This window comes from Bacillus sp. JCM 19034 (assembly GCF_001310635.1).
Taxonomy (GTDB): Bacteria; Bacillota; Bacilli; order Bacillales; family Bacillaceae_D; genus Halalkalibacter.
This window is the reverse complement of sequence record NZ_BAXR01000030.1, coordinates 1-26487: the sequence shown is the minus strand read 5'-3', so window position 1 is coordinate 26487 and position 26487 is coordinate 1. Positions and strand designations below refer to the sequence as shown.

General features: G+C 37.4%; 19 protein-coding genes, 2 pseudogenes and 1 riboswitch. Of the genes and pseudogenes, 4 read left to right on the top strand and 17 right to left on the bottom strand.

What is annotated here, in order from left to right:
• Positions 1 to 153: 153 nt before the first annotated feature.
• Together JCM19034_RS19820 and JCM19034_RS25405 are read right to left on the bottom strand one after the other, a co-directional pair.
• Positions 154 to 2238 carry an endo-1,4-beta-xylanase gene (locus tag JCM19034_RS19820; protein WP_370622258.1) on the bottom strand — a complete coding sequence of 695 codons (2085 nt, stop codon included), beginning with the start codon at positions 2236 to 2238 and terminating at the stop codon, positions 154 to 156.
• A gap of 17 nt (positions 2239 to 2255) precedes the next feature.
• Complete coding sequence (locus JCM19034_RS25405; protein WP_370622256.1) at positions 2256 to 3179, bottom strand: carbohydrate binding domain-containing protein; 924 nt, start codon at positions 3177 to 3179, stop codon at positions 2256 to 2258.
• Between the two features lie 272 nt (positions 3180 to 3451).
• Here JCM19034_RS25405 and JCM19034_RS19815 point away from each other — a divergent pair, with 272 nt between their 5' ends.
• Positions 3452 to 3868, top strand: a complete 417-nt coding sequence (locus tag JCM19034_RS19815) for a hypothetical protein (protein ID WP_062052522.1) — start codon at positions 3452 to 3454, stop codon at positions 3866 to 3868.
• Positions 3869 to 4290: 422 nt separating this feature from the next.
• Here the strand turns inward: JCM19034_RS19815 and JCM19034_RS19810 are convergent, their stop codons facing one another.
• From JCM19034_RS19810 to JCM19034_RS19795, 4 genes and pseudogenes are all read right to left on the bottom strand, one after another.
• Entirely contained in the window at positions 4291 to 5889 is a 1599-nt protein-coding gene (locus JCM19034_RS19810) for a xylulokinase (RefSeq protein ID WP_062052521.1), read from the bottom strand.
• Between the two features lie 272 nt (positions 5890 to 6161).
• Positions 6162 to 6842 carry a thiaminase II gene (gene tenA / locus JCM19034_RS19805; protein WP_062052520.1) on the bottom strand — a complete coding sequence of 227 codons (681 nt, stop codon included), beginning with the start codon at positions 6840 to 6842 and terminating at the stop codon, positions 6162 to 6164.
• A gap of 115 nt (positions 6843 to 6957) precedes the next feature.
• Positions 6958 to 7055, bottom strand: a riboswitch (TPP riboswitch).
• A gap of 212 nt (positions 7056 to 7267) precedes the next feature.
• The gene (locus tag JCM19034_RS19800; protein ID WP_062052519.1) at positions 7268 to 9010 is read right to left on the bottom strand and encodes a HAMP domain-containing sensor histidine kinase; all 1743 of its coding nucleotides are present in this window, start codon (positions 9008 to 9010) and stop codon (positions 7268 to 7270) included.
• A pseudogene (locus JCM19034_RS19795) lies at positions 9007 to 9743 on the bottom strand (response regulator transcription factor). The gene JCM19034_RS19800 and the pseudogene JCM19034_RS19795 overlap by 4 nt, the downstream one beginning before the upstream one ends.
• 218 nt (positions 9744 to 9961) lie before the next feature.
• Between JCM19034_RS19795 and JCM19034_RS19790 the strand changes: the two are divergent.
• Positions 9962 to 11149 carry a DUF418 domain-containing protein gene (locus tag JCM19034_RS19790; RefSeq protein WP_062052518.1) on the top strand — a complete coding sequence of 396 codons (1188 nt, stop codon included), beginning with the start codon at positions 9962 to 9964 and terminating at the stop codon, positions 11147 to 11149.
• A gap of 212 nt (positions 11150 to 11361) precedes the next feature.
• Positions 11362 to 12486, top strand: coding sequence for a 5-methyltetrahydropteroyltriglutamate--homocysteine S-methyltransferase (locus tag JCM19034_RS19785; RefSeq protein WP_062052516.1), 1125 nt, complete (start codon positions 11362 to 11364; stop codon positions 12484 to 12486).
• 172 nt (positions 12487 to 12658) lie between these two features.
• Here the strand turns inward: JCM19034_RS19785 and JCM19034_RS23740 are convergent, their stop codons facing one another.
• The 3 genes from JCM19034_RS23740 to JCM19034_RS19770 all read right to left on the bottom strand — a co-directional run bounded on the left by JCM19034_RS23740 (position 12659) and on the right by JCM19034_RS19770 (position 16393).
• A complete protein-coding gene (locus JCM19034_RS23740) occupies positions 12659 to 13498 on the bottom strand; it encodes an STAS domain-containing protein (protein ID WP_062052514.1) in 840 nt (279 codons plus the stop codon).
• Positions 13499 to 13503: 5 nt separating this feature from the next.
• On the bottom strand, positions 13504 to 14217 hold the full coding sequence (locus tag JCM19034_RS23735) for an ATP-binding protein (protein WP_062052512.1): 714 nt from the start codon (positions 14215 to 14217) through the stop codon (positions 13504 to 13506).
• Between the two features lie 244 nt (positions 14218 to 14461).
• A complete protein-coding gene (locus tag JCM19034_RS19770) occupies positions 14462 to 16393 on the bottom strand; it encodes a fructose-1,6-bisphosphatase (RefSeq protein WP_062052510.1) in 1932 nt (643 codons plus the stop codon).
• A 283-nt stretch (positions 16394 to 16676) separates the two neighbouring features.
• Between JCM19034_RS19770 and JCM19034_RS19765 the strand changes: the two genes are divergently transcribed.
• On the top strand, positions 16677 to 17186 hold the full coding sequence (locus JCM19034_RS19765; protein ID WP_197276465.1) for a spore coat protein: 510 nt from the start codon (positions 16677 to 16679) through the stop codon (positions 17184 to 17186).
• Positions 17187 to 17475: 289 nt separating this feature from the next.
• Here the strand turns inward: JCM19034_RS19765 and JCM19034_RS19760 are convergent, their stop codons facing one another.
• The 8 genes and pseudogenes from JCM19034_RS19760 to JCM19034_RS25400 all read right to left on the bottom strand — a co-directional run bounded on the left by JCM19034_RS19760 (position 17476) and on the right by JCM19034_RS25400 (position 26478).
• Positions 17476 to 18324, bottom strand: a complete 849-nt coding sequence (locus tag JCM19034_RS19760; protein WP_062052506.1) for an MBL fold metallo-hydrolase — start codon at positions 18322 to 18324, stop codon at positions 17476 to 17478.
• A gap of 125 nt (positions 18325 to 18449) precedes the next feature.
• Complete coding sequence (locus JCM19034_RS22495; RefSeq protein WP_197276464.1) at positions 18450 to 18623, bottom strand: hypothetical protein; 174 nt, start codon at positions 18621 to 18623, stop codon at positions 18450 to 18452.
• A 24-nt stretch (positions 18624 to 18647) separates the two neighbouring features.
• The gene (locus JCM19034_RS19755; protein ID WP_062052504.1) at positions 18648 to 20603 is read right to left on the bottom strand and encodes an aconitate hydratase; all 1956 of its coding nucleotides are present in this window, start codon (positions 20601 to 20603) and stop codon (positions 18648 to 18650) included.
• A gap of 148 nt (positions 20604 to 20751) precedes the next feature.
• Positions 20752 to 21897, bottom strand: coding sequence for a mannitol-1-phosphate 5-dehydrogenase (locus JCM19034_RS19750; protein WP_062052502.1), 1146 nt, complete (start codon positions 21895 to 21897; stop codon positions 20752 to 20754).
• Positions 21898 to 21968: 71 nt separating this feature from the next.
• Positions 21969 to 23282 carry a BglG family transcription antiterminator gene (locus JCM19034_RS23730; protein ID WP_231687066.1) on the bottom strand — a complete coding sequence of 438 codons (1314 nt, stop codon included), beginning with the start codon at positions 23280 to 23282 and terminating at the stop codon, positions 21969 to 21971.
• Positions 23260 to 23991, bottom strand: a complete 732-nt coding sequence (locus JCM19034_RS23725) for a helix-turn-helix domain-containing protein (RefSeq protein WP_231687065.1) — start codon at positions 23989 to 23991, stop codon at positions 23260 to 23262. Before JCM19034_RS23725 ends, JCM19034_RS23730 begins: the two co-directional genes overlap by 23 nt.
• A gap of 246 nt (positions 23992 to 24237) precedes the next feature.
• A pseudogene (locus JCM19034_RS19740) lies at positions 24238 to 26117 on the bottom strand (PTS mannitol transporter subunit IICBA).
• A 256-nt stretch (positions 26118 to 26373) separates the two neighbouring features.
• Positions 26374 to 26478 (bottom strand): LPXTG cell wall anchor domain-containing protein, encoded by a 105-nt coding sequence (locus tag JCM19034_RS25400; protein ID WP_370622260.1) that lies wholly within the window; start codon positions 26476 to 26478, stop codon positions 26374 to 26376.
• Positions 26479 to 26487: the final 9 nt, after the last annotated feature.

The following is a 26487-nucleotide window of genomic DNA, read 5'->3' as shown; positions in this document are numbered from 1 at the left end:
TTTTTTTCTTCCAAGCTTGCATCTATTTCACTTTTAATTCACTGCAACTAAATTCATTGTCTTACTAAACACTCACTCAAGTGTCAAATTTCAAAACTCATCCTTGCTACTCTAGTAATAAAACTGAGTAGAAAACACCTTTCTCATTTCCAACTAAGCGTTAGTAGTAACTACTTTGCGCCGTACTACTAAATAAGTAATAGCTCCAGCCACAATCAGTAACACTCCAATTAATAAAATTGTGTAAACATTCGTTGCTGTTTCTGGTAACTTATCTTCAGAAGTTCCATCTTGTTTAGAACCATTATTATTTCCATCTAGGTTATCTGAATCTCCAGATCCAGTGTTTCCTCTCCTCGGATCTCCATCTCCGGCTTCTCCATCTTCTGAATCCCCATCTCCGATTTCACCATCTCCTGATTCTCCATCTCCTCGATCCCCATCTCCGACTTTACCATTACCCGGATCTTCGGACCCTGGGTCTTCCATTTCAGGGTCTACTAGCGTTAACACACCAAATACCGAAGTATCCTGAAATGCCTGTCCTGTCGTGTCATTCCATGTAGCAATGCTTTGGCGGGCCCCATCTTTACCATCATTAATTTGAACATCAAATCCAATCTTCGTTAGATGTTCTGGTGTAATCGTTCTAAACGGTATTTTCACTTCAACGACGTATCCGCTTCCTGTAACGCGTGTGGCCGATTCGAATCCTTCGGCAATACGTTCGGGGTTAAAAGATGTGTCATTATCGAAATTCACACGGAATTGGCCATCGTCTTCTTGATAAAAAGAAGTTTTTTCGTTGTTTTCATCGACAAATACTTCAATTGAATCCTGTTCCCAAGGATTAGGGCTTGATTTATCAAGCTCTGAATCACTTACTTGGATGAGAACATAAAGGTTTTCATGATCCCATAACGCTTTTGCTACACCATCTGCACCTTGCCATGCCATTTGATAGCGACTGACAGGCAGTTCCTCTGCACCTTGCCATACTTCATCAATCTCACCATTAATTACAGGTGTACCAAATATTGCTTTCCCTTGTTTCGCCTCTCTTTCTTCAGGAGCGTGTTCTGCAATAAACCCTTCTGGATCAATTACTGCATAGTAAGCTAGTTTTGCTTGCATGTCACGATCAAATAATAATGGGCTTTGTGCTGCTCTCCAGCTAGTTGCATCATTTAAGCCCCAGAACGTTACACGGGAAATGTGCTCCGCATGCTCTTTATAAAGCTGGAATAATTGTGCGTATAAATATGCTTGTGCATTTTCCTCCTGTTCAGTTAGTTCGTTATTACTTCCTGCCGTAATATCAAGCTCAGTAACACCTACTTCTACACCTAATGAAATAAACTTCTCCATCGAACGACGAACGTTTTCTGGATTTGTATTTAAATTGTAATGTCCTTGCATTCCAATTCCGTCAATTAATCGTTGCCCATTATACTCTGTTGCATATTTTTCATTAATCTCTTTCACCATTTGATAGATCGCTTCTGCTTTATTTTGATTATCATCATTGTAATCATTGTAATAAAGCTTAATATCCCATCCATTTTCATCTATCACTTCCTTGGCTGCTAAAAACGCTTGCTCTACATAATCATCGCCGATTGCTCTATACCAGCCGGATTGTCTGAGGCTAGCTCTCCAATCGTCTGGGTTCGGTGGATTATCAATCATGGCTTCATTTACAACATCCCACGAAATAACGTTTGTTCCGAAATGTTCAACGACAGTTTGAACGTGATGTCTTAAATTTTCAAGTGCTTCCTCTCGACTTAATGGATTACCATTTTCATCTGAATGTTGCCAATCCTCTGACTGTTGATGCCATACTAGTACATGACCATGAACCTGGAAATCTTCATTTAACGCTTTTTGAACGAGCTCATCCTGTGCAGAAAAATCAAACTCACGATTATCATTATAGGCATAGCTTGGTTTCATTGCGTTTTCTGCTGTCACAAGATTATGGTGCATTTTCAGCAGCTCAAGACGAGTTCCTTCAAATTCAGAAGCCGAAACTGCGTTACCAATGAGAAAATAATCTTCGTACATATCTTTGATCGGAACAAGGTCTCTTTCGATATCAATTGATCCGGACCCTGTCGAAACAAAGCTTATATCATCAATATAGAACGAAGCTGTACTGTTGTTTGAGCTTTCCACATAAATCGTTAAATGCTCATCCCCTACACTACTATAACGATACGTTCCTTCTAGCTTCACCCAACCATCTTCTATGCTTACTGTTTTGCTTTGGATATTGTTATAACTTGCACTATTGCCTTGTCCGACTTGGTTGATAATTGAAGCTGTGACGTTTCTGGTGAGATCAGTTTCACCCAAAGCGATATATGATATTCTTCGCCTTTATCGACATATGGAGCGACATTTAATGACGGTCCATGCCATGTATTTGTTCGTCCTTCTACCTTTAACGAATATGAACCACCTTCAGTATGATTTGCTTCATCTGTAACAACAAGCTGCTCCGTACCAGCTCTACCTTCAAAGCCACCTGTACTTCCATCTTCAAATGTTATCGTTGTAAATTCTTGAGCTGGAGGTCTTGAAGTATCAGGTTCGGGTTCTTCGTTACTATCTTCATCTGATGAAACTTCTTTTGTTATGAGTAGATCACCTATATAAAACGGAACTTCTTTTCCTGCTTCATTCGATTGAATTCGCAACGCTCGATCTTCTTCAGTATGGACCGTGTATCGACCTGTCAACGTAAATGCTTCACCTGCTACAAAATCAGCCGCTACATAAAGACCGTTATAGCTATCAACATTTTGAAGTAATAGTTGTGCTCCCTCCGAAACTGACTCTCCTTCAGCTACAAATCCAGTTACCGTTATCGTATACTCTTGCCCATTTTCCATTCCAACTTCACTTAACGGAATATCGACTCCATCCCAGTTATTCATTCTACCGCTAACATAGATAGCGTTTCCAGCATCATTCCCAGCAAATATTACGTCGGTTACCGCTTCTAGTTGTGCATTGCCAGCTTGAGTTGCAACACCTATACCATGTTCGAACGTCTCATGATACACCGGTTGCTTCTCTGTCTCACCTTCTGCGACAACCGATAACACCCCAATTGGCATCACTAACATAGCGACTAGAAACATTAAAGCTAATTTTTTGAACTTCCTACTCATTTGTGGCACTCCCCCATATTAGAATTTTTCAACAGCCTTAGTTAAGCGCTTACAAATTTCTTGGAATAATAAATCAACAGCTACCCTCCTTTAGTTTCTTATTATCGCTTGGTACGAGTAATACTTTCATTGTACGAACTAAAGATTATGCTTTAAAAAGTTAATAGGAATAGAGATTATTTATGGTAGATAGCAACATTGCCGCAATTTATAGATGAAACCTTTCCAACTACAAAACGTATATCTTAAAAAACGAATAGGGGGAAAAAGAAATGAAGAAATTCACAACAACTAGTTTCATTATATTAGGTTTAACGATTGCCTTAATTGGTTGTAATGCAACGACTGAAGAGGATTCCCTTTCTAAGACAGGTCAAAAAATTGAGGTTGTGTCTAACGGAGAAACGGAAAATATCATTACGTCAGTTCAAGAGATTGAAGACTTTGTTGAATCACTTCATATGGAAGCATGGGAACTAGGTCAACTACCAGACCATGCAACGGAATCAAAACGATATGAGCTTTATAAGCTAGATACAATCACACTAGTCGCTGTAACTCCAAATGATGAATCTTCTATGAATGGGGTTATTATTTCATATGAGGATATTCCGTATATCAGACTTAGTACTGAAAGCTTGAGCTTTGATTTTAAAGTACCCGAGGAGGTCGCTGATCAGTTACGATAATGTTCAATATAACCGTTTTCTTGACTTAAGTCAATGCACACCTAAAAGCCTCCATTTAAACTAAACTCATCAATAATAAATGGAGGTAGAATATGACGAACATAGAAACATCCCCACTCTCTCAACGAATGTTGGCTCAGGTGGTTTCTCACAGATTATTATGGCAGTTGCTGCAGGGTTTTCCTAGGATATGTTCAAGAAAGCCTTCTATCCTATAATCATTTAATGACACTTTATATCTCACAACAGCATATGAAAAAGGTTCGTGCTTCATTCGATCACACACTAAATCATCAAGTAAAATTCCCCTATTACTAACCAGTTCAAACCTATTTTTATCAGACTTACTAATACTAACTATCCGTCCATTCCATAAAAACGACAGGAGACTGTCATCCCCTGTCGTACTTTATGATTATCCTTTATTTTAAATGATCAATTGCAGCTCTTTCAATTGCCAAACCATTTTTGTAGCGCTCCATAAATTGCTCAAAGCCTTCCACATCTTTAGGGTCTGGTGATATTCTTTCGCCTGCTTGTCCAGCGAATACTTTCTCGTTTAAAAATTCTTCTAATGTTTCATCAGCGTTTTTATTAATCATATATGATCCGAGTAGAGCAATGCCCCATGCTCCACCTTCTCCGGCTGTTTCCATAACGGATACAGGAACATTGAGTGCTCCTGCCATAATGCTTTGTCCGACACCTTTTGTCTTAAACAAACCACCGTGACCAAGAATTTCATCAAGTTTTACTTCTTCTTCCTTAAGAAGAATATCCATACCTATTTTTAATGCTCCTAATGCGGTAAATAAATGAACACGCATGAAGTTAGGAAGGTTGAAATTGCTGTCTGATGAACGAACAAATAGTGGACGGCCTTCCTCAAAGTGAGTCATATGCTCACCTGACAGATAACCATAAGCAAGTAAGCCACCTGCGTCTGGATCACCTTGAAGTGCTAAGTTATACAATGTTCCATAGAGCTGATTCATATCAACATCGATACCCATCGCTTTTGAATACTCACCAAACAAGCCAACCCATGCATTCAAATCCGAAGAACAGTTGTTTGAATGCGCCATTCCAACTAAGTCACCAGCTGGAGTTGTAACAAGGTCAATCTCTGTATGAACCTTTGACAGTTCCTTTTCAAGTACGACCATGGCAAAAACAGATGTACCAGCTGAAACATTACCAGTACGTTTTGCTACGCTGTTTGTCGCAACCATTCCAGTTCCCGCATCACCTTCAGGTGGGCAAAACGGAATGCCGGACTTAAGCTCACCGCTAACATCTAGAAGCTTCGCCCCTTCTTCTGTTAACACACCAGCATTTTCACCTGCGACTAATACCTTAGGAAAGATATCTTCAAGTTTCCAAGGTAACTTTTGATCTGCAATTACTTCATTAAATTGTGTAATCATTGATTCGTTAAAGCTTTTTGTGTTCAAGTCAATTGGGAAGACACCTGATGCCTCTCCGACTCCTAATACTTTCTCACCCGTTAACTTCCAATGTACGTATCCAGCTAGAGTCGTTTGAAAATGAATATCCGCAACATGATCTTCTTTATTCAAAATGGCTTGATACAGATGGGCAATACTCCATCTTTGTGGAATTTGATAGTTAAAAAGCTCTGTCAATTCTTTTGAAGCTTGTTCAGTCATGTTATTACGCCATGTACGGAAAGGTACAAGGAGCTCATCATTTTTATCAAAGGCCATATAACCATGCATCATCCCACTGAAGCCGATTGCACCTAATGTTTGCAGTGTTACACCATATTGCTGCTTTACATCATTAGCCATATTTTGATAGCTATCTTGTATTCCCTTCCAAATATCATCGAGGCGATACGTCCAAACATTATTCTCATAACGATTCTCCCAATCATGACTACCAGAAGCAATCGGTACATTATCCTCTCCAATTAACACAGCTTTAATTCTTGTAGAGCCAAGCTCGATTCCAAGTACAGTCTTACCGCTTTCAATTGCATTTCTCACATCAAGACTCATATTTATTCCCTCCAAAAAGTGATCCATCAACTATAGTATACAGGAAATTGATAAGTGTAACCCTAAACTATTCCTATAATGGCTATGCTACTCTCTTATTATTTTATCATTTCTATTCATTAAATTCATCCATTTTATTAACTATTCAATGAAAGTATTAATCATTTGATCACAATGTTTCCATGAAAGATTCATTCATGATAGAGAACGTGCTGGACAAAACATAGAAACGCGAAAAGTACTTTTGTCGCGTAGCACGCTTCTTTAACTTTTTAATAATTGACCGGCCACTCTTCTCTCTTTTCGACCATATCCCAAAACATGTATTCAAATTGACTCGTTCTTACGACAATCTCTTCTAATCTCGCAAGTTCTTGTTCTGGCTTACCTGCTGCTATTTTATTCATTAACTGCTTGCTGTTATTTGCAAGCTCCGTAAATTCATCGGAACTATACATTTGCACCCAACTACTGTAAAAGTTTTCTTCAAATGCTCCAGGCAACTTCGCGAGCTCTTTTCCGATAAAATTGTAGCTCCATTCACAAGCTAACACGGAAGCTGCGATGTTTTCTACTCCACCACGTCGAGAGACGTTTAACATATAACTCGTGTACGCTGTCGTAATCGCTGATGGCTCCGTTTTCTCTAATTCTTCTACCGTTATCCCAAAGTCTGCAGCATAATTACGATGCAGGTCCATTTCAACATCTAAGACACCATGCAATAGTTTCGCAAACAATGTCATCATTTCTAAGTCTTCCGCTTTTGCACTACCTAATGCAAATAGCCTTGAATAGTCAATTAAATAGACATAGTCCTGCTTCAACCAATGCTTAAACTTCTCCTTGTCTAACGTACCGTCTCCTAGTCCCCTTACAAAAGGATGTTCCAAATAAGATTGCCAAATCGGTTCTACTTTTCCCCATAATCGGTCTGTGAACAATTGACTCATTAAAACCTCTCCTTTTCCATCATTACTAGATTTGTATAATCGAATTCCTTTACATGAAAAAGCCATCTCCTAATAATTGAAGATGGCATTGGCTCAAATAGATAAATAAATCTACTTAACACCAATTCCACTTCCCTACGCTAATGTTAATTAGATCAGGTTCAAAGGGTCGATTTTCTCTCTCAGCATCTCCATGCTCCCCTAGTCGAATGTTTATATTTAGTTCTAACTACGAGTATACGTAACTTATATAAAATAATGCAAACCTTACCACCTATTTTATTATACCTTTTTTGCGAATTATCCGACTAAAGTTTGTGACTACTTTGTTGGATAATTCGCAAAAACAAGTCGAATATGCTTCGTTTAAATCATTCGTCTATTGTTTTAAGGACATGAGAGTCGTAGCTTTCCATGCTGTTCGACTATTTCTTTATCGGAAAAACGATTGTAATCTCTGTTCCTTGACCTCGTGCCGATTCAACCGATATCGCTCCACCATGTGCCTCGACAATTCCCTTTGCAATGCTCATGCCAAGACCTGTACCATCTACTTTTTCAGTAGTATTAATGCCACGGTAATAACGTTCAAACAATAGAGATTTCGTATTCTCATCCATTCCAACACCATCATCTCGTATAACGATATAAACTTCTTTTCCTTTTTCGGCTAAAGTTACCGTAATCGTTGTTTCAACAGGATTATGCAATATCGCATTATACAATAAGTTTAATAGCATTCGTTCAAATAACCGACGATCAACAGTACAGTTTAACGGGCGATTTTTCTCATAGTGAAACAGAATTTTCTCTTGTTTCTCTGGCCTATCTTGCACAACTAGCTGGATCATCTTCCTCACAAGCTCATCTATTGGAACTTCCTTCCTTTTAAGTGGTAAATCAGCATGTTGCAGTTGGAAAGCAAGTGAAAAATCCTCGACAAGCTGCAGCATATAATCGCCTTTCTCACGAATCGTGCTACCAATATCTTGTAGCTCCTCGTTACTCCACTCATATTGATCACTCTCTAGCATGTGTGCATATCCTTGAACGCTCGTTAACGGCGTACGAAGATCATGAGAAATTCCTGTCATCCACTCTTCCCTCGTTCGTTCTAACTGTTTACGAGCCTCTTCTGCACTTTGTAACTTCTCTGCCATTTCGCGAAATGCTGTAATAACCGCTTCATACAGTTTATACTTGCGACGTATCTTCCCTTCTTTTGTGAAGACCTTTTGCTCAACCATCGCTGCCAGAACTTCTTTATAATCACCCTTGCCGAGTCTCTCTAGCCATGACACAAATAAGAATAAAGGCTGTCCGTATTGTCTTGCATGCCAAGTTGTAAAGAGTATACCTAGAAGCAAAATGACCATCGCTGCAATCGTTAATGCGATCGCTACAACCATAATATAGCTTCCGTACGTATCCCCACCATCTTTCTCCGTCAAGAGTAACCACGTATAGCTAGAATCTTCATCATAATAGAGCGACATTTCCGTTTCGGCATCACTCATACCTAGGTAATACATATACATATCTACAGTTCCGATCTCTTCTTCATGCCAGTTATCATCACCAAATGTATGTAGCACATTCCCATACTCGTCAAAAACCATTAAGCTACTATTCATTTCTATTCGTTGCTCTAAGTGCTGTAGTCTTTCTGCATGGTCATTTTCAATATCTTCTGCATATTCTTTCACTAGCTCATCAAGCCAATCATCAAAATGATCATCATAGCCTAGTAAATAAAAATATGGTTTGTCATAAAACGTATCAATTATAGAGTAAACTTTGTATTTCTCGTAACGCTTCGTCTCACCAATCAACAATAATTCTGGTAATTGATACTGAACTGGTAAATCTTCAGGTGCATCAAGTGCATAAATGACCTCACCATGATAGTTCAAAATTTGTAGCCACATACCACGCTCCTGAATTAACTTTTCCCAACCAGAATATAACAATACTTCGTCATCAACGATCGCCGTCTCGTCAACAATCGTTTGTAAACCGCCCATCGGGAAGTTTCGTTTCAACTCCTCATGAGTTAAATAATTTAGCAATAGTAAAATGATTCCACTAAATAACACGACGGCAAGAATTGAAAAAAAGATAAATTGGATCGTAAAGCGGACTATTAATCTACGTTTTGTTACGTTCACTTTACTCCATTTCCCTTCACTAATTTATAGCCAAGCCCTCTAACTGTTAGTAAATAGATAGGATGACTTGGGTCAACTTCAATTCGTTCTCTTATTCTCCGAATATGGACAAACACAGTAGAGTCATCTACATAGCGATCCATTCCCCATACAGACTCTAACAGTTCAGTTTCGAAAAGATTCGGTTTGGATGCTTACAGAAATGTAGCAATAGATGAAACACTTGTGCTGGACACGGAACAACCTGCCCCTCCACTTTCAATTCACCAGCTTGTTCATTAACAGTAAATCGATCATACACATACATTCCTTGTTTATCCTCTGTTGGCTTTGGTTCGTTTTCTCTTTTCGTTGATACAGAGATTGAGTCACGTCGCAGCCTCGCACGAATTCGTGCAACAATTTCTAACGGATTAAATGGTTTCGTTACATAATCATCTGCACCTATCGCAAAGCCCGTTAATTTATCTAAATCAGATACTTTTGCCGTTAAAAATACGATATAAGCCTCCGATATTCGTCTTAACTCCGGGCATAAATCAAAGCCACTACGGTCTGGCAGCATTACATCTAATAAAATAAAGTCAACTGGCTTACTTTTGACAATTGCTAGAGCTTCTTCTGCCGTTTTTGCTGTATGTATTTGTGTAAATCCCTCCTTTGTTAAAACGGTTTGAATCATTTTTGAGATGTCAATTTCATCATCAACAATTAAGATTGTTTGATCGTTCATGACTTTCCACACTCCTTAAAGGAAGTACTTATTTATAGCTTCATAGACTCTTCTTATATTATAATTTTCCAAGTTAATCGTAGCACATCAACCTTACGAAAAGCTTACGAAACTTTTTAAAAAAGCAAGCTGATCGTTACCTTTCCTTTCCTTACTCGTAAGGAAAAGACGTTATGATAAAGGCTGTAAAGAACAGAACTAATGAAAGAGGGAAAAAGATGAACACAACTCGAATACAAATGGTTGATGCGATTAGAGGGTTTTGTTTACTCGGAATATTAATTGCTAACATGCTTATTTTTCAGTATGGAATATTTGGGATGGAGGAATTAGAAACATTCTCCATATCGAAATGGGATGCATCATTCCATACGTTTCTAAAGATTGCCGTAGAGGGGAGCTTTATGCCAATCTTCGCCTTTTTGTTTGGTTTTGGATTAATTAAAATGAAAGAGAGCCTTGAACGCCGGCAATTAGGGGTTAAAAGAACGCTTTTTAGACGCTTTTTGTTGCTCATTGTCCTCGGATTTCTCCATTCTACATTTCTATGGGAAGGAGATATTTTATTAATGTATGGGATGATGGGAATCTTTCTTCTCCTTTTTGTCAAACGAAAAGCAAAAACGATTCTCATTTGGGCATTACTGTTTTTCGGTGTTACAACACTTATAGGATATGGTAGTACGTTAGAGTTTACGGACGAACAGCATGAATTAAATGAATATATTGCCAAAGAAACTGCTACTTACAGTGAAGGCACGTATTGGGAAGTTGTTGAATTCCGTAATAGTGAAGATTCCTATCAAGCATTAGGTTTATCTGAAGAAGATTATCTATTAATTCTCCTGCTCATGCCGATCATCAACGCTACTCCTTTTCTAATTGGCATGTATGCTGCTAAGAAGGATTGGTTTAGTAATCCAGAGAATTTACGTTCCTTTTACAAAAAGGGAATGATTCTTATCCCAATTGGCTTAGCTTTCAAATCAATCTATTATTTTATCAATCACTCCCTAGCAGGTATGCTATACGAGCCTGGTGCGATCGCTTTAGCAATCGGTTATATCTTCCTTTTAGCTTATTTGTATACAAAGGTAAGTAATTTAGCAGCATTCAACCTGTTCGGTTATGTCGGTAGACTTTCTTTAACAAATTACATTATGCATTCAATTATTTGCACAACCATTTTTTACGGTTATGGACTAGGTCTATATGGAAAGCTAGGCGTCATATTCGGCTTTCTTTTATGCATTGTCATTTATGTCAGCCAAATGATATGCAGTAAATGGTATTTATCACGTTTCAAATCAGGTCCATTGGAACATCTCGCTAGAATTTGTACTTATCTTTCTCTATCCGGGAGACCAAAAGTGAAAAAGGAAAGTACATTAAAAGAAGTCGGTTAAAAACCAGTTCTCATCTTTTATGGAATAGTGGTATGATTCTTACTCGTGGAGAATTTGATCATTCTTTTTCTCTTCGTTTAAGAATCTCTATTCATTTTTTCCCATTAGGAACAGGTGATAAGTAAAGGTATGTTCTTCCAAATCCCAAGTTTCCCAATATGATTTACTTTTTTCAGAATATTTGATATGATTCTACTTACTTGATAGAGAGGATGAAACAAATGAGTGGAGAAACAAAAGCAATCGTAAAGCCACCTTTTCGTGCGGATCAGGTTGGAAGTTTATTACGTACAGCAAAAATTAAAGAGGCACGTATTCAGCTATTACAAGGTGTCATTACACAAGAAGCACTACGAACAATTGAAGATGAGGAAATCAAGCGAATTGTCGCTAAACAAAAAGAAGTTGGGCTTCAATCGATTACAGATGGTGAATTCCGACGTGCTTATTGGCATTATGACTTTTTAGAAAATCTTGATGGGGTTGAAGGCTATCAAGCAGGAGAAGGCATTCAATTCCAAGGTGTAAAAACGAAGCCGCATTCCATTCGTGTTGTTGATAAAATTGACTTTACTGGACATCCGATGCTTGAAGATTACCGCTTTCTACATAAAGTTGTCGGTGATTCTCACACAGCAAAAATGACGATACCAAGTCCAAATATGCTTTATTTCCGTGATGAAGTGAATCAGAATGCATATGCAAGTGAAGAAGAAATTTTTGCCGACTTAGCGATCGCCTATCAAAAAGCGATTCAAGCTTTTTATGATGCTGGCTGCCGCTATTTGCAAATTGATGATACATCTTGGTCGCTCTTCTTTTCTGAAGCTAGCAAAGAGGTTATTCGTGCCAAAGGAATGGAGCCAGCGAAATTGAGCGTTCTTTTCCAAGAATGTTTAAATAAAGCACTTTCAAATCGTCCTGATGATTTAATCGTTACGATGCACATTTGTCGTGGAAACTTCCGCTCAACGTGGGTTGGAGCTGGTGGTTATGACGATGTCTCAGAAATTTTATTTGACGGCTTAGACTTAGACGGATTGTTTCTTGAATTTGACGATGAGCGTTCAGGTAGTTTTGAACCGCTTCGTTACGTTAAACGTAAAGACCTACAGCTTGTATTAGGACTTATCACCTCTAAATTCGGTGAACTTGAAAATCCAGACGATATTAAACGTCGTTTAGACCAAGCTGCCAAATACGTACCGTACGAGCAACTTTGCTTAAGTCCGCAATGTGGCTTCGCTTCAACTGAAGAAGGGAACGTATTATCTGAAGAACAGCAATGGGACAAGCTCCGCCATGTCGTTGAAATTGCCAACGACGTTTGGAAATAAGACTTGAAACCGATCCATGAATTCATGGATCGGTTATTTCAAATAAACAAAAGATTTCAAATAGTAAGAAACCACAAAAAAGAGAAACTCTCAATTTTTGTGGTCTCGATTTTCAATCTATGTAAGGTGCAATAAGAAGTGGAACTAGTAACTCTTTACTTTAGGAATCTACTTAACTACTTTTTTTTAATGATACAATATCATCTAATGCTGATTGCAACGTTCCTTTAAATTCAGTTTTGTCTCTTAGATTCATATTTGAATTTATTAAACTTTTCACCATTTCAGAACGAAGCCCTGTCAATATTGTCTTACATCCCATCATTAAATTTCCATCAATTATTTTCGATAAGTCTATCGTTAATTCTTCTTCAATTTGGGCAACCCCAGAAAGGTCGATAATTAATGTTTGAATCTGATTCGTTTCAATCTCTAGCAATACTTTATCTTGTATCGTCTCTAACCGCTGTTGATCAATCATCCCAATTAAAGGTAAAATACAAACTTCTTGATTAATTGGAATAATCGGTACAGAAAGGTTATTAACTAGCTCTCGTTGCTTTGTCAATAATTCGTCCTTGAATCTCGAATAACTTATAAAGAAATGCGATAAAAATTGGTCAAAAAGCTCATTAATTCTTTTTTCCATCGTATAAAAATAAATTCTATCAGGATCACTTTCCTGAAGCACGTCATAGTTATATAGAAAATCCCACAACGTTCTGCGAATTGCTTGAACCCACTCTAATTTAAACGCAAGTGTCAATTGATACTTCGCCCATGCTACTCCCTCCTGTTTTGCGAAGGTAATTAATTCATGCTCCTTCTCTTCCACAATAAATAGAACGAGTTTATAGGCATTGTCTAGTAAATTGATACTTCCAATTTTTTTGATTTCTTCAATTTTATCTCGAACGTTTGTAGCTTCGAATTGCAAAAGCTCTTCGAACTTACTTCGGTTTTTTACTAAGAGATCTTTAATAGTAAAGCCTTTCTCATAATGTAGATTCATTGTTTTCACTCCACAATTTTTGACTTTATTTTGTTTTGGAATTGAGATAGTAACGTTGTTCCTTGCTTCTCTCTACTTTTAATATCAACCTCTCCACCATGCTGGTAGATAACTGAGAAGACTTGAGTTAACCCCATCCCAGTACCATTTTCTTTAGTTGTAAAAAATGGAGTCCCGAGTAATTCAATCTTATCCTCTGGTATCCCCCTTCCAGTATCTGTAATTGTAATAATAACTTCTTCATCAGTTGCACTATGGGTAATACTCACTGTACCTTTACCCTCAATTGATTCAACAGCATTTTTTATAATATTAAAAAGTGCTTTCTTGAATTGATTCTTCCTTCCTACTATTGTTACATCCACATCTTCAAATTTAGTAAAAAACGTTATATCATATATTTTATCTTGAAACAAATTCAAAATCGATTCCAATTCTACGGCTAAATGAATCGTCTGATAATCTTCATTGTCAAAATCAGGTTTTGAAACTTGCAATAGATTATTTAACGTTGTTAAGGCATCTTCTAGCTCCGATTGTGCGATGTTTACGTATTCACTATCGACCTCTTTCTGTAACAGCTGTAAAAAACCCTTTACAGCTGTTAAAGGATTTTTGACTTCATGAGCAATTCCAGCTGCAATTTGACCAACTGATGCCAATTGATTTAAATGGGTATCATCCTTTGTTTTCACTTTGTTATTAACCTCATTGTGCATTATGTTCCTCCTATTTTTTTGGCAAGTAAGTATGTATGAAGACAAAAGTAATTTCAAAATATTTTCACACTTTTTCAATAATATTTCAACACATTATAACTTTCCACTATATTAGTTAGCAATTCAACTTATTTCACCTTACCTTATCTATTATACCTATTATTAGAAGTTTAACATATATACTTAAGAGTGAAATCTTTTAAAATAGAAAAACATACCTATTCATAGGCATGTTTTCTCCCAACTAGTCCATATATCGATACTCCATCAGCTTCGTTAACATATCAATTTCTCCTTGTAGCTTCTGACCAACATTTGTTTCTCGTACCTTTTTCCGCTCAAGCTCTTTATCAACGACACGCTTAACGGATAAGACATCTGCCCCGTTATGGATGACATCTTCTTTTGAATTAAATTGCTTATGAGCGACTAACTGCATACCGAATGAGTTATAGAGCAGTGTATATCCTGCAATACCCGTTGTTGATTGATACGCTTTTGAAAAACCTCCATCAATGACTATCATTTTTCCATTCGCTTTAATAGGGTTCTCGCCATTGATTTCTTTAACTGGCGTATGTCCATTAATAATATGTCCTTGATCAGGGTCGAGATCAAACTCTTTGAGAATGGAACGACATATATCCTCATTCTCTCTTAAATAATAATAAGGATTTTTCTGCTCTTTATGAGATTGTTTATCTGCAATAAAATAGCGTTCAAATGTTGTCATCGCTCGTTTACCAAAAAGTGATGAATATTCTCCTGTCCATAAGTACCAAACCATATCTGTCGCTAAATCATCCGTTTGCGAACGTTTTGAAAATGCATAACGTAAGTAGGCTTCAAATTGATCCAAAAGTGCCCGTCCTTTATATACATTTCCTTCTATCTCCATTTGCTCTAATTGACCTTCTTCATTAAGTGGTATACAGCCATGGATGAGTAAATTCCCATTGTATCGTAAATAAAGGCTACCCTTTTTTATTAAAAACTTCATATGACGTGCTAACTTCTCCGAATGTTGTACAGATAAAAGTAACTTATTTATTACCTCGTCTTCTTCATCTAACAGCCGTGCTGGATCATTGTGATCAATCGTTGCAAAGCATGTATTTTCAAGCGCATACGTCCTCCCATAGACGGTAACTTCATTTCTCTCATAATCTACCTTTTCTAATAATAGTCGCTCAGACATGTTGAAAAATGGACGTCTTTTAATAATGGAGCTTTCTAACTTAAACTGAATAATCGCGATCGCCTGGTGAATTTTCGTAATTTGTAACGATTCATCCTCTGACAACGGTTTATCACGATGCTCTTTCGGACGAAAAGGCGGATTATCATTATAATACTTTTCAGCTAACGTCATTAATGGACGTAGGTTAATTCCATACACATCTTCAATAATATCTAAATTATCGTAACGTGCACAGATACGAATAATATTTGCCAAACATACTTTTGAACCTGAAAACGCTCCTAACCATAGTACATCGTGATTTCCCCATTGGATATCGACGGAATGGTAGTTAATTAATGTATCCATTATTTTGTCAGGATCAGGTCCACGATCATAAATATCGCCTACGACATGTAAATGATCGACAATTAGACGCTGAATTGTATAAGAAAGTCCTGTAATTAATTTCTCCGACTGACCGAGGGCAATAATTTGCTGTAAAATCTGTTCGTAATACGACTTCTTATTCGAATATTTATCTGATTTATACAGAAGCTCTTCAATGACATAAACGAATTGCTCCGGCAACGCTTTACGGAGCTTTGAGCGAGAATATTTCGACGAGGCGTAAGGAATGAGCGTAATCATATCGCAAATCACTTGCTTATACCATTGATGCAATTCTTCCTGACTATTAAACTTATTTTTCATTATTTTCAACTTATCCTCTGGATAATAAACTAATGTTGCAAATTCATCAATTTCCTCCTTACTCATCGTATCTTTAAAGATATCTGTAATCTTCTCTTTTACTTTTCCCGATCCATTCCGAAGCACATGTTGAAAAGCATGATACTCTCCATGCAGATCACTAACAAAATGCTCGGTTCCTTTCGGTAAGTTCAAAATAGCTTCTAGATTAATTATTTCTGTTACGACTTTTTCTTCACTATCGTATTTTTCAGCAAGCAAATCTAAATAGTTCGTATTCAATGTTACTGTACCCCTTTCTACTTAAAACGTATAAAGTAAGTTACACCCGATCAAAAAACACATCATATATGATGTGTTAATTATCATTAAGTGTATCATATAAAAGAAATAACGCAACATACTTAATTATAAAACGCTGGCTGGCACCCTTATTATGCCAGCCAGTGCTCTTTTCGCATCTTTATTTCCACAAATGAAATCATTTTCCTTTTTCTGTATGTAACCTTCAGAAATGCACATACTACCTTTGGGAAAATCCCAATAACTAAATGGAGGTATTATGATGAATTTAGCAGCACACGAAATTTTAGAAACACAAGAAGCTCTACGCACGAAAGCAGCGGAGATTGAAGAACACGGATTATTTGCTAACCAATGTAACGATCAACGTCTAAAAGCGATCTTAACTAAACATCAACAGCAAATGGCCACAGCTTATCAACAAGGAATTAACCTCATGCAAGGAAAAGGAGCACAACTCACTCATACTGCTCCACACTTCTCACAAAACACTGACCCCAATGCCCACCATCAAGTTACAATGTCAGCACCGATGGCCAATAGCCAATCATTATCAGATCAAACAATTGCAACGTTAGCACTTAATACACATAAGTCTGGTGCCGTTATGGGCATGCAATGGGCGAACGAATGTGTAGACCCTCAACTTCGTATGTACCATGTAAACGGAGCTAACCTATGCCAAGAGATGGCTTATGAAATATGGTCTTGGATGAATCAAAATGGCTATTATCAGCACCTAGCTTCTCATCAACGCAAACGTCACAAATGACCGGCATGTTTCAGTCTATGGATTTAACGAATAATGCTGGTATGATGAATCAACAGGGACAGCATTCAGGTATTCAAAACCACATGCAGTAATCTTTAGTCCATTCACAGCTTGTCGACATAATCTCGTATTGTGGGATCGTTGACAAGCTTTTAGTATTTACGAGCGTAGAATTTACGTCTTTTCCTTCATTCCCAGGAAGATCGTTATGAGAAAGAACGAAAAAGCACCGAAAAGGTAACTGAACCTTTTTCAGTGCTATATAGTGTAGCTTTAAATCTTTTTATTCCTAATGAACATACTTTCCGTAATCAGGAATAGCAATTCGATCAAAATCGTTTGTAAGCATCTCTAAATTTTGTCGTAATGTTTCTCCTGTCATTGGTAAACCATGCCCTGTAACAGCTACTGCAGGCTTAAGTGAATTCAATGTTTTAACTGATTGCCAAGCTGCTTTCCAATCAGGAGTAAGATATCTTGGAGGACCACTAATTTCTTGCTCTTGTGTTAAAACAGAGTATAGTGATTCTTGTTTCACAGTCACAAATGCGTCACCAGCGATTAATGTTCGGTCATCCTCTCTAAAAAAAGAAACATGACCTGGAGTATGACCAGGGGTATGAACCCAACGAAAACCAGCCATATGAGGAACAGTTCCATCGTCAGGAAGCTTTTCAACCTTATTTCCTAACTGAATTGGTTCATTAGGGAAAAGTGCGGACATTTTTGCCACCATTCCTCCTTCAACCGATGCATCAGGCTCTGGATAACTTTGTTTACCTGTTAAAAACGGGATTTCTAGTTCATGTGCATAAACAGGCACATTCCAATGATCAATTAACTCTAAAATGGCTCCTACATGGTCAAAATGCCCATGAGTCAAGATAATAGCTTTAGGACGACTATTCCTACCAAATCGCTCTTCTGTCGCTTCGATAATGTTAATTGCTGAGTTTGGCATCCCTGCATCAATTAAGACAAAATCATCATTCTTTGGATTACCGATTAAGCAAATGTTCACAATGTTTACATTATAAACAAATAAATCAGGAAGAACCTCTAAGCCTACTCCACTTGTTGCAGAGGTCATCGGTATTACCTTATAATCGCTTCCGTATTTAAGTTGTTCTTTCTCCATACTTTTCACCTCCATTTTATAATTGTTGTCATTGATATCCACGTTTAATTTTGCCTATTTTTTGCTTTTGATACGAGGTGATCCCTATTTGAACAAGGGAAATATTGGGATCGCAAGTCATTTTACTAATCTAATATGCGATTATTTTCATCCACATTCAACAAAGCTGGTGGAGAGTGATTTTCAGGATTTATATGACCTTCCCCACGGCAAACGGTACAAGTATATTGCCACTCCTCATCGTCCATCAGCATTCCCGTACCTTCACAGGCTCTACAAATATCATTGCGTTTAACCATTACAATTCTCTCCTTTCATATCTGTTATGAACGAACCTTTTGACGATCACGAACCCAATTAATTAGTCCACCTTTTAACATGATGTCAATTTGTCTATCTGAAAGTGCGTGACGAACTGTAATTTGTTTGTTTTTACCTTTAATCGCTATTTCCATTTGATTGCTTTGCTGAACTTTGTTTCTTAAATCAGTTAGCTGAAGAACGTCGCCTTGGTTTAATGCTTCATAATCTTCTTCATGAACAAATGTAATTGGCAAAATACCGAAGTTAACAAGATTTTGCCAATGAATTCTGGCAAAATCCTTAACTAAGGCAACTCTCAATCCTAAATACCTAGGTGCTAGTGCTGCATGTTCTCGGCTTGATCCTTGGCCATAGTTATATCCACCAACGATTGCATGTCCACCTTTTTTAAGTGACTCTTTCCCTCTGTCATAATACGTTTCGTCGATGATTTCAAAAGCAAACTTACTTATCTCTGGTAAATTACTCCGATATGGGAGCACACGAGCACCACCTGCTAATATTTCATCTGTTGATATATTATCGCCCATTTTAAGCAAAATAGGAATTTCCAAATGATCAGGAAGCTCATCCATTTCTGGAATCGAGGCAATATTAGGTCCTTTATGTAATTTGACCTCCTTTGCCTTTTCAAGTGTTACCGGTACATCAAGTAAATTGATATCGACGTTTGGTGATTTTGGTCCTGATATAGTAGGATAGTCCATATTAAGTGTACGCGGGTCCGTAATTTCTCCTGTCAACGCTGATGCTGCTGCTGTTTCAGGACTACATAGAAATACACTATCCTCTCTCGTACCTGAACGCCCAGGAAAATTACGAGGTGTTGTTCGCAAGCTGTTTCTCCCTGAAGCAGGTGCTTGACCCATGCCGATACAACCGTTACAGCCTGCTTGATGAAGCCTTGCACCTGCTTGAAGTAAATTAGCAATATGGCCGTCTTCAACTAAATCAGTAAGCATTTGCCGAGAGGTTGGGTTTATATCAAAGGATACACCGCGAGCAACTTGTTTTCCTTTGACTATTTCTGCAGCTATTGCAAAATCACGATAACCAGGATTAGCGGAAGAACCGATATAAGATTGATAAATAGGTTCTCCAGCAATTTCCCTCACAGGAACAACATTACCTGGACTAGATGGCCTCGCTACTAACGGCTCTAACTCCGATAAGTTTATTTCATCATTTCTGTCATAACTTGCTCCCTTATCTGCCTTCAGTTCGATCCAATCGTCTACCCTATTTTGCTCTTTTAAGAATCGCTTAATTTCGTCATCGGAAGGGAAAACAGTACCTGTTGCTCCAAGCTCTGCTCCCATATTGGCAATAACGTGGCGATCCATTGCACTTAAATGCTGTAACCCAGATCCATAATACTCAATTACACAACCAACGCCACCCTTCACGTCATATCTGCGTAATAATTCAAGTATCACATCTTTTGCACTTACCCAATCAGGCATCTCACCGTGTAATTCAATACCCCAAACTTTCGGCATTTTCACATAGAAAGGCTCACCCGCTATCGCCATTGCTACATCAATTCCTCCTGCTCCCATTGCGAGCATTCCCATACAACCATTTGCACATGTATGGCTATCAGAACCAAGCAAAGTTTTACCAGGCTTTGCTAATCGTTGCATATGAACCGGATGACTCACGCCATTTCCAGGACGACTATAGTAAATACCGAAACGTCTCGTCGCACTTTCAAGAAAGAGATGATCATCTGGATTTTTACTATCAACTTGAATGAGGTTATGATCGACATATTGAGCCGAAGCTTCTGTCTTAGCATAATCAAGACCCATAGCCTCTAGCTCGAGCATCACCATTGTTCCAGTAGCATCTTGCGTTAACGTCTGGTCAATCTTCAATCCAATCTCTTCTCCTGGAGTCATTTCCCCAGATAATAGATGATCACGAATTAATTTTTGAGTTACATTTAATGCCATTCAAATGCCCCCTCTAAGTATCAAACGATTCTCATTTATTATTGGAAATAACTACTTCCTTTATGTAAATAATAGACTTTTCAACAAAACTCATTGGCAAAAAAAATCTAATTAGGACTTAATAGCCACTAATTAGACTTTTTACAAGTTAGTCCGTCACGTTTAACATATGATACTGACGGATAATTTCATTTACAATGACGCTACCTTCATCAAGCTTACTAATTGTCTTTAATACATAAACAGGTCCGTATTCCTTGATCATGCCTTGAATTTCTAGTGCTTCTTCATCCTCTAAGTAGTCAAACAATAGTGCCGCCGCTATCGCCTTTGCCAAATTTGTATACGGCAGTCCTTTTTTATGTGCTTCTGTAAGCGGACGAATTAAGCGATCATTTGGTCCTAATTTTCTAATTGGAGAACGGGCAACTCTCGTAACACTGTCACTTAAATAACGATTTTTGAAGCGTTCAATGTTTTGATCAATATACGCCAAATGCTCTTTTTGATCAAAACCATATTCCTTCACTAAAAAGGCTCCTGTTTCCTTCAATGTTGCTTTTACTTGAGCAGCAATCCTAGTATTGCCTAATGTTTCATCAATCGTTTTCATTCCTTCAAGATATCCTAAATAGGCAATTACCGCATGGCCAGTGTTCACAGTAAACAACTTACGCGCGATAAATGGGGCTAAATCATCAACGATCTTCATTCCTTTTACAAAGGGGATCGTTTCTTTAGTCTCTACAACCCACTCATAATAAGGTTCAACGAGTACATCTAATGACTCTTGATTTTGTATTGGTACAATCCGATCAACAGCTGAGTTAAAGAAGTATATACGACCAGCTATATTCTCCTTCACATCTTCCTCAAGATTCTCAAGAATATGCTCTTTTAAAATATCAGTTGCACCAATTTGATTTTCACAAGCGATAATATAAAGCTTTTCATCCGTATGCAGAACGCGCTCAGTAATCCCACTTGCAATTAAAGGGGCAATTCTAGGCAAAATATTTGGGCCAATAGCGGTCGTTAAAAAGGTTGCTTCTTTAATTGCTGCAATAACGTCATTTTCTTGAGTTAAATTATTTAAACCAGAAACATGTTCAACCTTTGTCGTTTCTTGTTTTTCTGTAGCCAGCTTTACATGATAGCTACGTTCTTTATTTAGACTACTTATAATTCGATCGTCTATATCAACAAATGTAACATCGTACCCTGATTTTGAAAAAAGTGCCCCGATAAATCCTCTTCCAATGTTTCCTGCTCCAAAATGAACGGTTGACTTCAATACGTTTCATTCCTTTATCAAATTATTTTGTAGGTAATCAATAAATACTTCTTCCAACTTTTCTCTTATCATCATTTCATTTGAAGATGAAAAACCATCATTGCTATATCACTTTCTACTAAACTAGAGCTAATGAGACTAAGGATCTCCTTTTTTCGCTTGCTCATAATTTCTGGTGCAAGCATTAACAGAACACTTTTCACTTGCATAGGCTGACCGTCCATCCCTTTTATTACACTCGGTCTATCTAAATGTGCTACTTGGAAAATAAGTTCTAGTACATGATCTTCACGACAATGATAAAGTCCCATATTAGTATTCGGTATCCCAAAGCCACCTTGCTTTTCACGTCTCTCTAGTTGTTCAATCACTTTTTTCGTATCTGTAACTAATCCATCCTTTTTCGCATCGTTAATCATTTCTCCTAAGACATCCCAACAATTGCTACTTCCTTGCTTTCGATAGACTTTAAAGTTTGTTAAGATCGATTCCATGCTCAATTGTACGTCTTTTATTTCCGTTAACATATTTTTAAGAACGTTGTGCTTGTTAGTAGCTTTCTCATTACGATTTTGAACATTATTTAAATATTCTTTTTTCTGACTAATTTGTTCTAAATGTTTATCAAGATAACCCCGAATAAAACCGATATCTTTATCACTCAATAACGGACTAACTAGAATATAATCAACTTCTGCAAAAGGCAAACGAACCGTCGAAATAACGAGATCATATTCAGTTAGATTGGCTGTTTGGAAATCCTTAATCGACATTATCTCTACGTCATTAATTTCAGATAATTCCTTTTTGAGGCGACTTGCTACCATTTTAGATGCCCCAATACCGGTAGGACACACGACGACAGCATTCATTTTGACTTTTTCCTCATTTTTCAACAATGACGATCCAAAATGAAGAACGATAAAAGCAATTTCGTCTTCTGGAAATAGAATATCTTCAAATACCTCTTCCAAGCTTTTCTTAACCGCTATAAAAAGAACAGGGTATTTCCGTTTGATTTCCGCGGTTAACGGATTGAATAGATCAAGCTTCTGCTTTAAACGGTATATAGAAGGCCCCATATGTGCAAGCAACCCTTGATACAAGGAAAAATCATCAGTTAAATGAACTTGTAAACGAGATGAAACATCTGCTATGACTTTTTTAATATTCTTACCAAGAAGTACCGTGTCATAATCAATGGAATCGGCTGCCTGAACCTTCGAACTTCTTAAAATAACTGTTAAAAAAGCAATATCTTGATACTTTAAATGAATGGAAAATTGTTTTTCTAATTCGTTACAAATGTTTTTCATTAATTGAAATTCACTCGTATGCTCATCTTCATTCGGCAGCTTTTCTTCAATAAAAAAAATTCTGTTCAATCCGCTGGAGAGTTAAACAAATATAGATGACTAACCCGATAAAATCACGATCTGCTAGCCTTGACTTGCCTTGCTGTATGTTCTGATTAACTAATTGATCTATGACTATTAAAAACTGCTTAGAAAAATAGCCAACTATTTTTTCATTGTTCGTACTTTCACTGTTAAGTAAATATAATCCTTCAATTAGATCTTCATAAAAATACACTAAGAAATAGTTCGCAAGTGCATGACGTTTGTTCATTTCATTTCCGGCTATCTCCACCCCAACCCCCCTTTTTCTAGTCAGGGTAATTGAATATTTACTTAGCCATTCCTCTATGTCATCCAAATAGCTCGACAACGTTACACCACTTACCCCTAATTGAGAGGCAAGCATTTGCTGTTTAAAGGAAAACTCTTCATGAAGTAAAATAATCAAGAGACGCAATTTCCGCTGGTCTGGAGTCAAATCAGTAGGATGTAGCTTTGCTAATGTTTGGATTAACTTATAGATCTGTTCATTCTTCCCATCGATAAAAAGACCGTCATTAGCATTACGCTTTAGTTTTAAAGAAAATGGCTCTAATAGCTTTTCAATTGATTTTAAATCTCTTTGAACAGTTCTTACACTAACCTGTAAGAACTCTGAAAGGGAGTGAACGTTGTGCTTACCCGATGTTTTTACAATCAAATCGATGATTACCTTTTCCCTTGAAGTAATAAACATTTTTATCACTCATTTCTTGAAGCACTTACTTACCTGTGCTCTTAATCGAACGTACATTGCCCGTAATTACAACTACTTTGTGTTTGACCTATTGAAATCATACGTGAATCATGAGGGGAGTGAACATACTGATTACTATTTAAGCTAGGATAAAAGAGAGGCTCTTTCATCCTAGCACTAGTAATAATTGGAGTCTGCGATCATCTATGATTGTATTAACTTCGAAGCTTATCATTGAACAGTTAATTAATGATTGTTAATAAGTGCTTTAAGTTCTCTCACAGTTTTTGCTTTCACCATTTGATCGACATTATCTTGCTCCGAACAAATAACAGCAATACCTGACAGGATTTCTAAATGCGTTCCATCTTTACCAGCAATACCGAAGATCAGCTTAGCCTGCTCTCCATTAAAATCTACCCCATTTGGAACTTGAATAACCGTAAAACCTGATTTAATGACAGCTTTTTTCGCTTCCTCTGTACCGTGTGGTATAGCAACATTATTTCCCATGTAAGTCGACGTTATTTCCTCGCGTTCTATCATCGCATCAACATAATCTTCCTTAACATAACCGGCCTTCACCAACGCTTCACCGGCGAAACGTATCGCTTCTTCTTTCGTTTGAAATTCTTTTCCGATAAAAATGTTTTCCTCTAACAACATTTCTCCGTCTTGTTCATGGTCAGGATTCTTCTCATAATCTTGCTCTTCCAGTGTATCGCCATGTTGCAAACGACTAATAAGTTGGTCATATTCTGAACTTGATAAAAAATTATTAACTGAGACATGGTACGCACTTGGAAGCTTGTTCTGTGCCCGTGGTGTCAATTCCTTCTGTGTAATAACAATCTCGGCATCATCCGATAAATTACTAATTGACGTATTCGTAACAGTTACTTTTAAACCTGCTTCCTTCACCTTTTTTCGTAAAAGTGATGCTCCCATCGCACTAGAACCCATTCCAGCATCACAAGCAAATACAATTTTGCTCACTCCAGTTGGAAGACTTCCGTTCTTAGTTATATTAGAAACAGAGCTTTTCTTTCCTTTCATTTCCTCCATTTTTTTCGTTGCTTCATTCATGTCTTCAGTTATCTCTTTACCTGTTTTCAATACAATTGCTGAGATAATAAAAGAAACAACCGTTGCTACGATAATAGCTGCATAGTTTGCGACATACACCATTCCTTCTGGAGGGGTAACAGCTGTAATTGCAAAAATACTACCCGGAGATGCTGGTGCTCCAAGACCTCCTCCTAAAAGAACTAGCGTAAACACACCACTCATTCCACCGAAGATGACAGATAAAAGAAGCATTGGCTTCATTAGTACATACGGGAAGTAAACTTCATGAATACCACCGAAGAAATGTATAATACCTGCTCCCGGTGCAGATTGTCTCGCAATTCCTTTACCAAAAATTATAAATGCTAATAACACCCCTAAGCCAGGGCCTGGGTTCGCTTCTAACAAAAACAAAATCGATCGTCCAGCATTTTGTACCTGCTCTAATCCAATTGGTGTTAAAATTCCGTGATTAATCGCATTATTTAAGAATAAAATTTTACCTGGCTCAATTAAAAGACTTGTTAAAGGAAGTAATCCCATAGCCAATAACCAGTCAACACCTGTGACTAAAACTTGTGTGAACGATTGTACAGCAGGTCCAATGCCTAAAAAGGCTAATACTGCCAATATACCTCCGATAATTCCAGCCGAGAAATTATTGACAAGCATTTCAAAACCAGAACGAATTTTCCCTTCAATAACTTTGTCAAACTTTTTAATGAAGAATGCACCTAGAGGCCTATTATCATAGCACCTAAAAACATTGGAGTATCTGGAGCTCCAACAATAACCCCCATCGTTGCAATCGCACCGACTACTCCACCACGCTGGTCATGAATCAACTTACCGCCTGTATAACCGATTAAGAGCGGTAACAAATACGTAACCATTGGATCTACTAAACTCGATAGGCTTTCATTTGGGAAAAAGCCAGTTGGGATAAATAATGCCGTAATTAGTCCCCAAGCAATAAAAGCACCGATGTTAGGCATAACCATTGAACTAAGGAAATTACCAAATTTTTGCACTGCCACTTTCGCTTTTGATTGCGTCATTTTTCTTGCTCCTTTCTTTATAAATGATCATGATTGAATGCTTTAAGCATAAAGGAGCTATATATAAGTATTCAATAACAATGAAAACTAACTTTGTCGCACATCTTATGACAAGACTTAAGTTTCTCACATTACCTATTTATCGTAGCCTGACATTGTTTCAAAGCTTTAATTATGTATGATAACTAATATTCCCAATAAAAAAAGCACTGAAAAAGGAAAATGTCCTTCCTTTTTCAGTGCTAGTTCTTACAGGTTACGCAAGCTTTTTACGTCTAACTGCCATTAATAGGAAACCGATCAAGAACAGTACAACACCAATATGTGCCAAGTTGGCTGTATTCGTTGCCGTATCAGGCAACTTTTTATC

Excerpts from the sequence above, each read along its gene's own strand:
- JCM19034_RS23735 (WP_062052512.1), bottom strand. The coding sequence starts at position 14,217 with ATGCACAATGAGGTTAATAACAAAGTGAAAACAAAGGATGATACCCAT.
- JCM19034_RS19765 (WP_197276465.1), top strand. The coding sequence starts at position 16,677 with ATGAATTTAGCAGCACACGAAATTTTAGAAACACAAGAAGCTCTACGC.
- JCM19034_RS19790 (WP_062052518.1), top strand. The coding sequence starts at position 9,962 with ATGAACACAACTCGAATACAAATGGTTGATGCGATTAGAGGGTTTTGT.
- JCM19034_RS19760 (WP_062052506.1), bottom strand. The coding sequence starts at position 18,324 with ATGGAGAAAGAACAACTTAAATACGGAAGCGATTATAAGGTAATACCG.
- JCM19034_RS19755 (WP_062052504.1), bottom strand. The coding sequence starts at position 20,603 with ATGGCATTAAATGTAACTCAAAAATTAATTCGTGATCATCTATTATCT.
- JCM19034_RS25405 (WP_370622256.1), bottom strand. The coding sequence starts at position 3,179 with ATGAGTAGGAAGTTCAAAAAATTAGCTTTAATGTTTCTAGTCGCTATG.
- JCM19034_RS23740 (WP_062052514.1), bottom strand. The coding sequence starts at position 13,498 with ATGAATCTACATTATGAGAAAGGCTTTACTATTAAAGATCTCTTAGTA.
- JCM19034_RS19810 (WP_062052521.1), bottom strand. The coding sequence starts at position 5,889 with ATGAGTCTTGATGTGAGAAATGCAATTGAAAGCGGTAAGACTGTACTT.
- JCM19034_RS19785 (WP_062052516.1), top strand. The coding sequence starts at position 11,362 with ATGAAACAAATGAGTGGAGAAACAAAAGCAATCGTAAAGCCACCTTTT.
- tenA (WP_062052520.1), bottom strand. The coding sequence starts at position 6,842 with ATGAGTCAATTGTTCACAGACCGATTATGGGGAAAAGTAGAACCGATT.
- JCM19034_RS19815 (WP_062052522.1), top strand. The coding sequence starts at position 3,452 with ATGAAGAAATTCACAACAACTAGTTTCATTATATTAGGTTTAACGATT.
- JCM19034_RS23725 (WP_231687065.1), bottom strand. The coding sequence starts at position 23,991 with ATGTTTATTACTTCAAGGGAAAAGGTAATCATCGATTTGATTGTAAAA.
- JCM19034_RS22495 (WP_197276464.1), bottom strand. The coding sequence starts at position 18,623 with ATGGTTAAACGCAATGATATTTGTAGAGCCTGTGAAGGTACGGGAATG.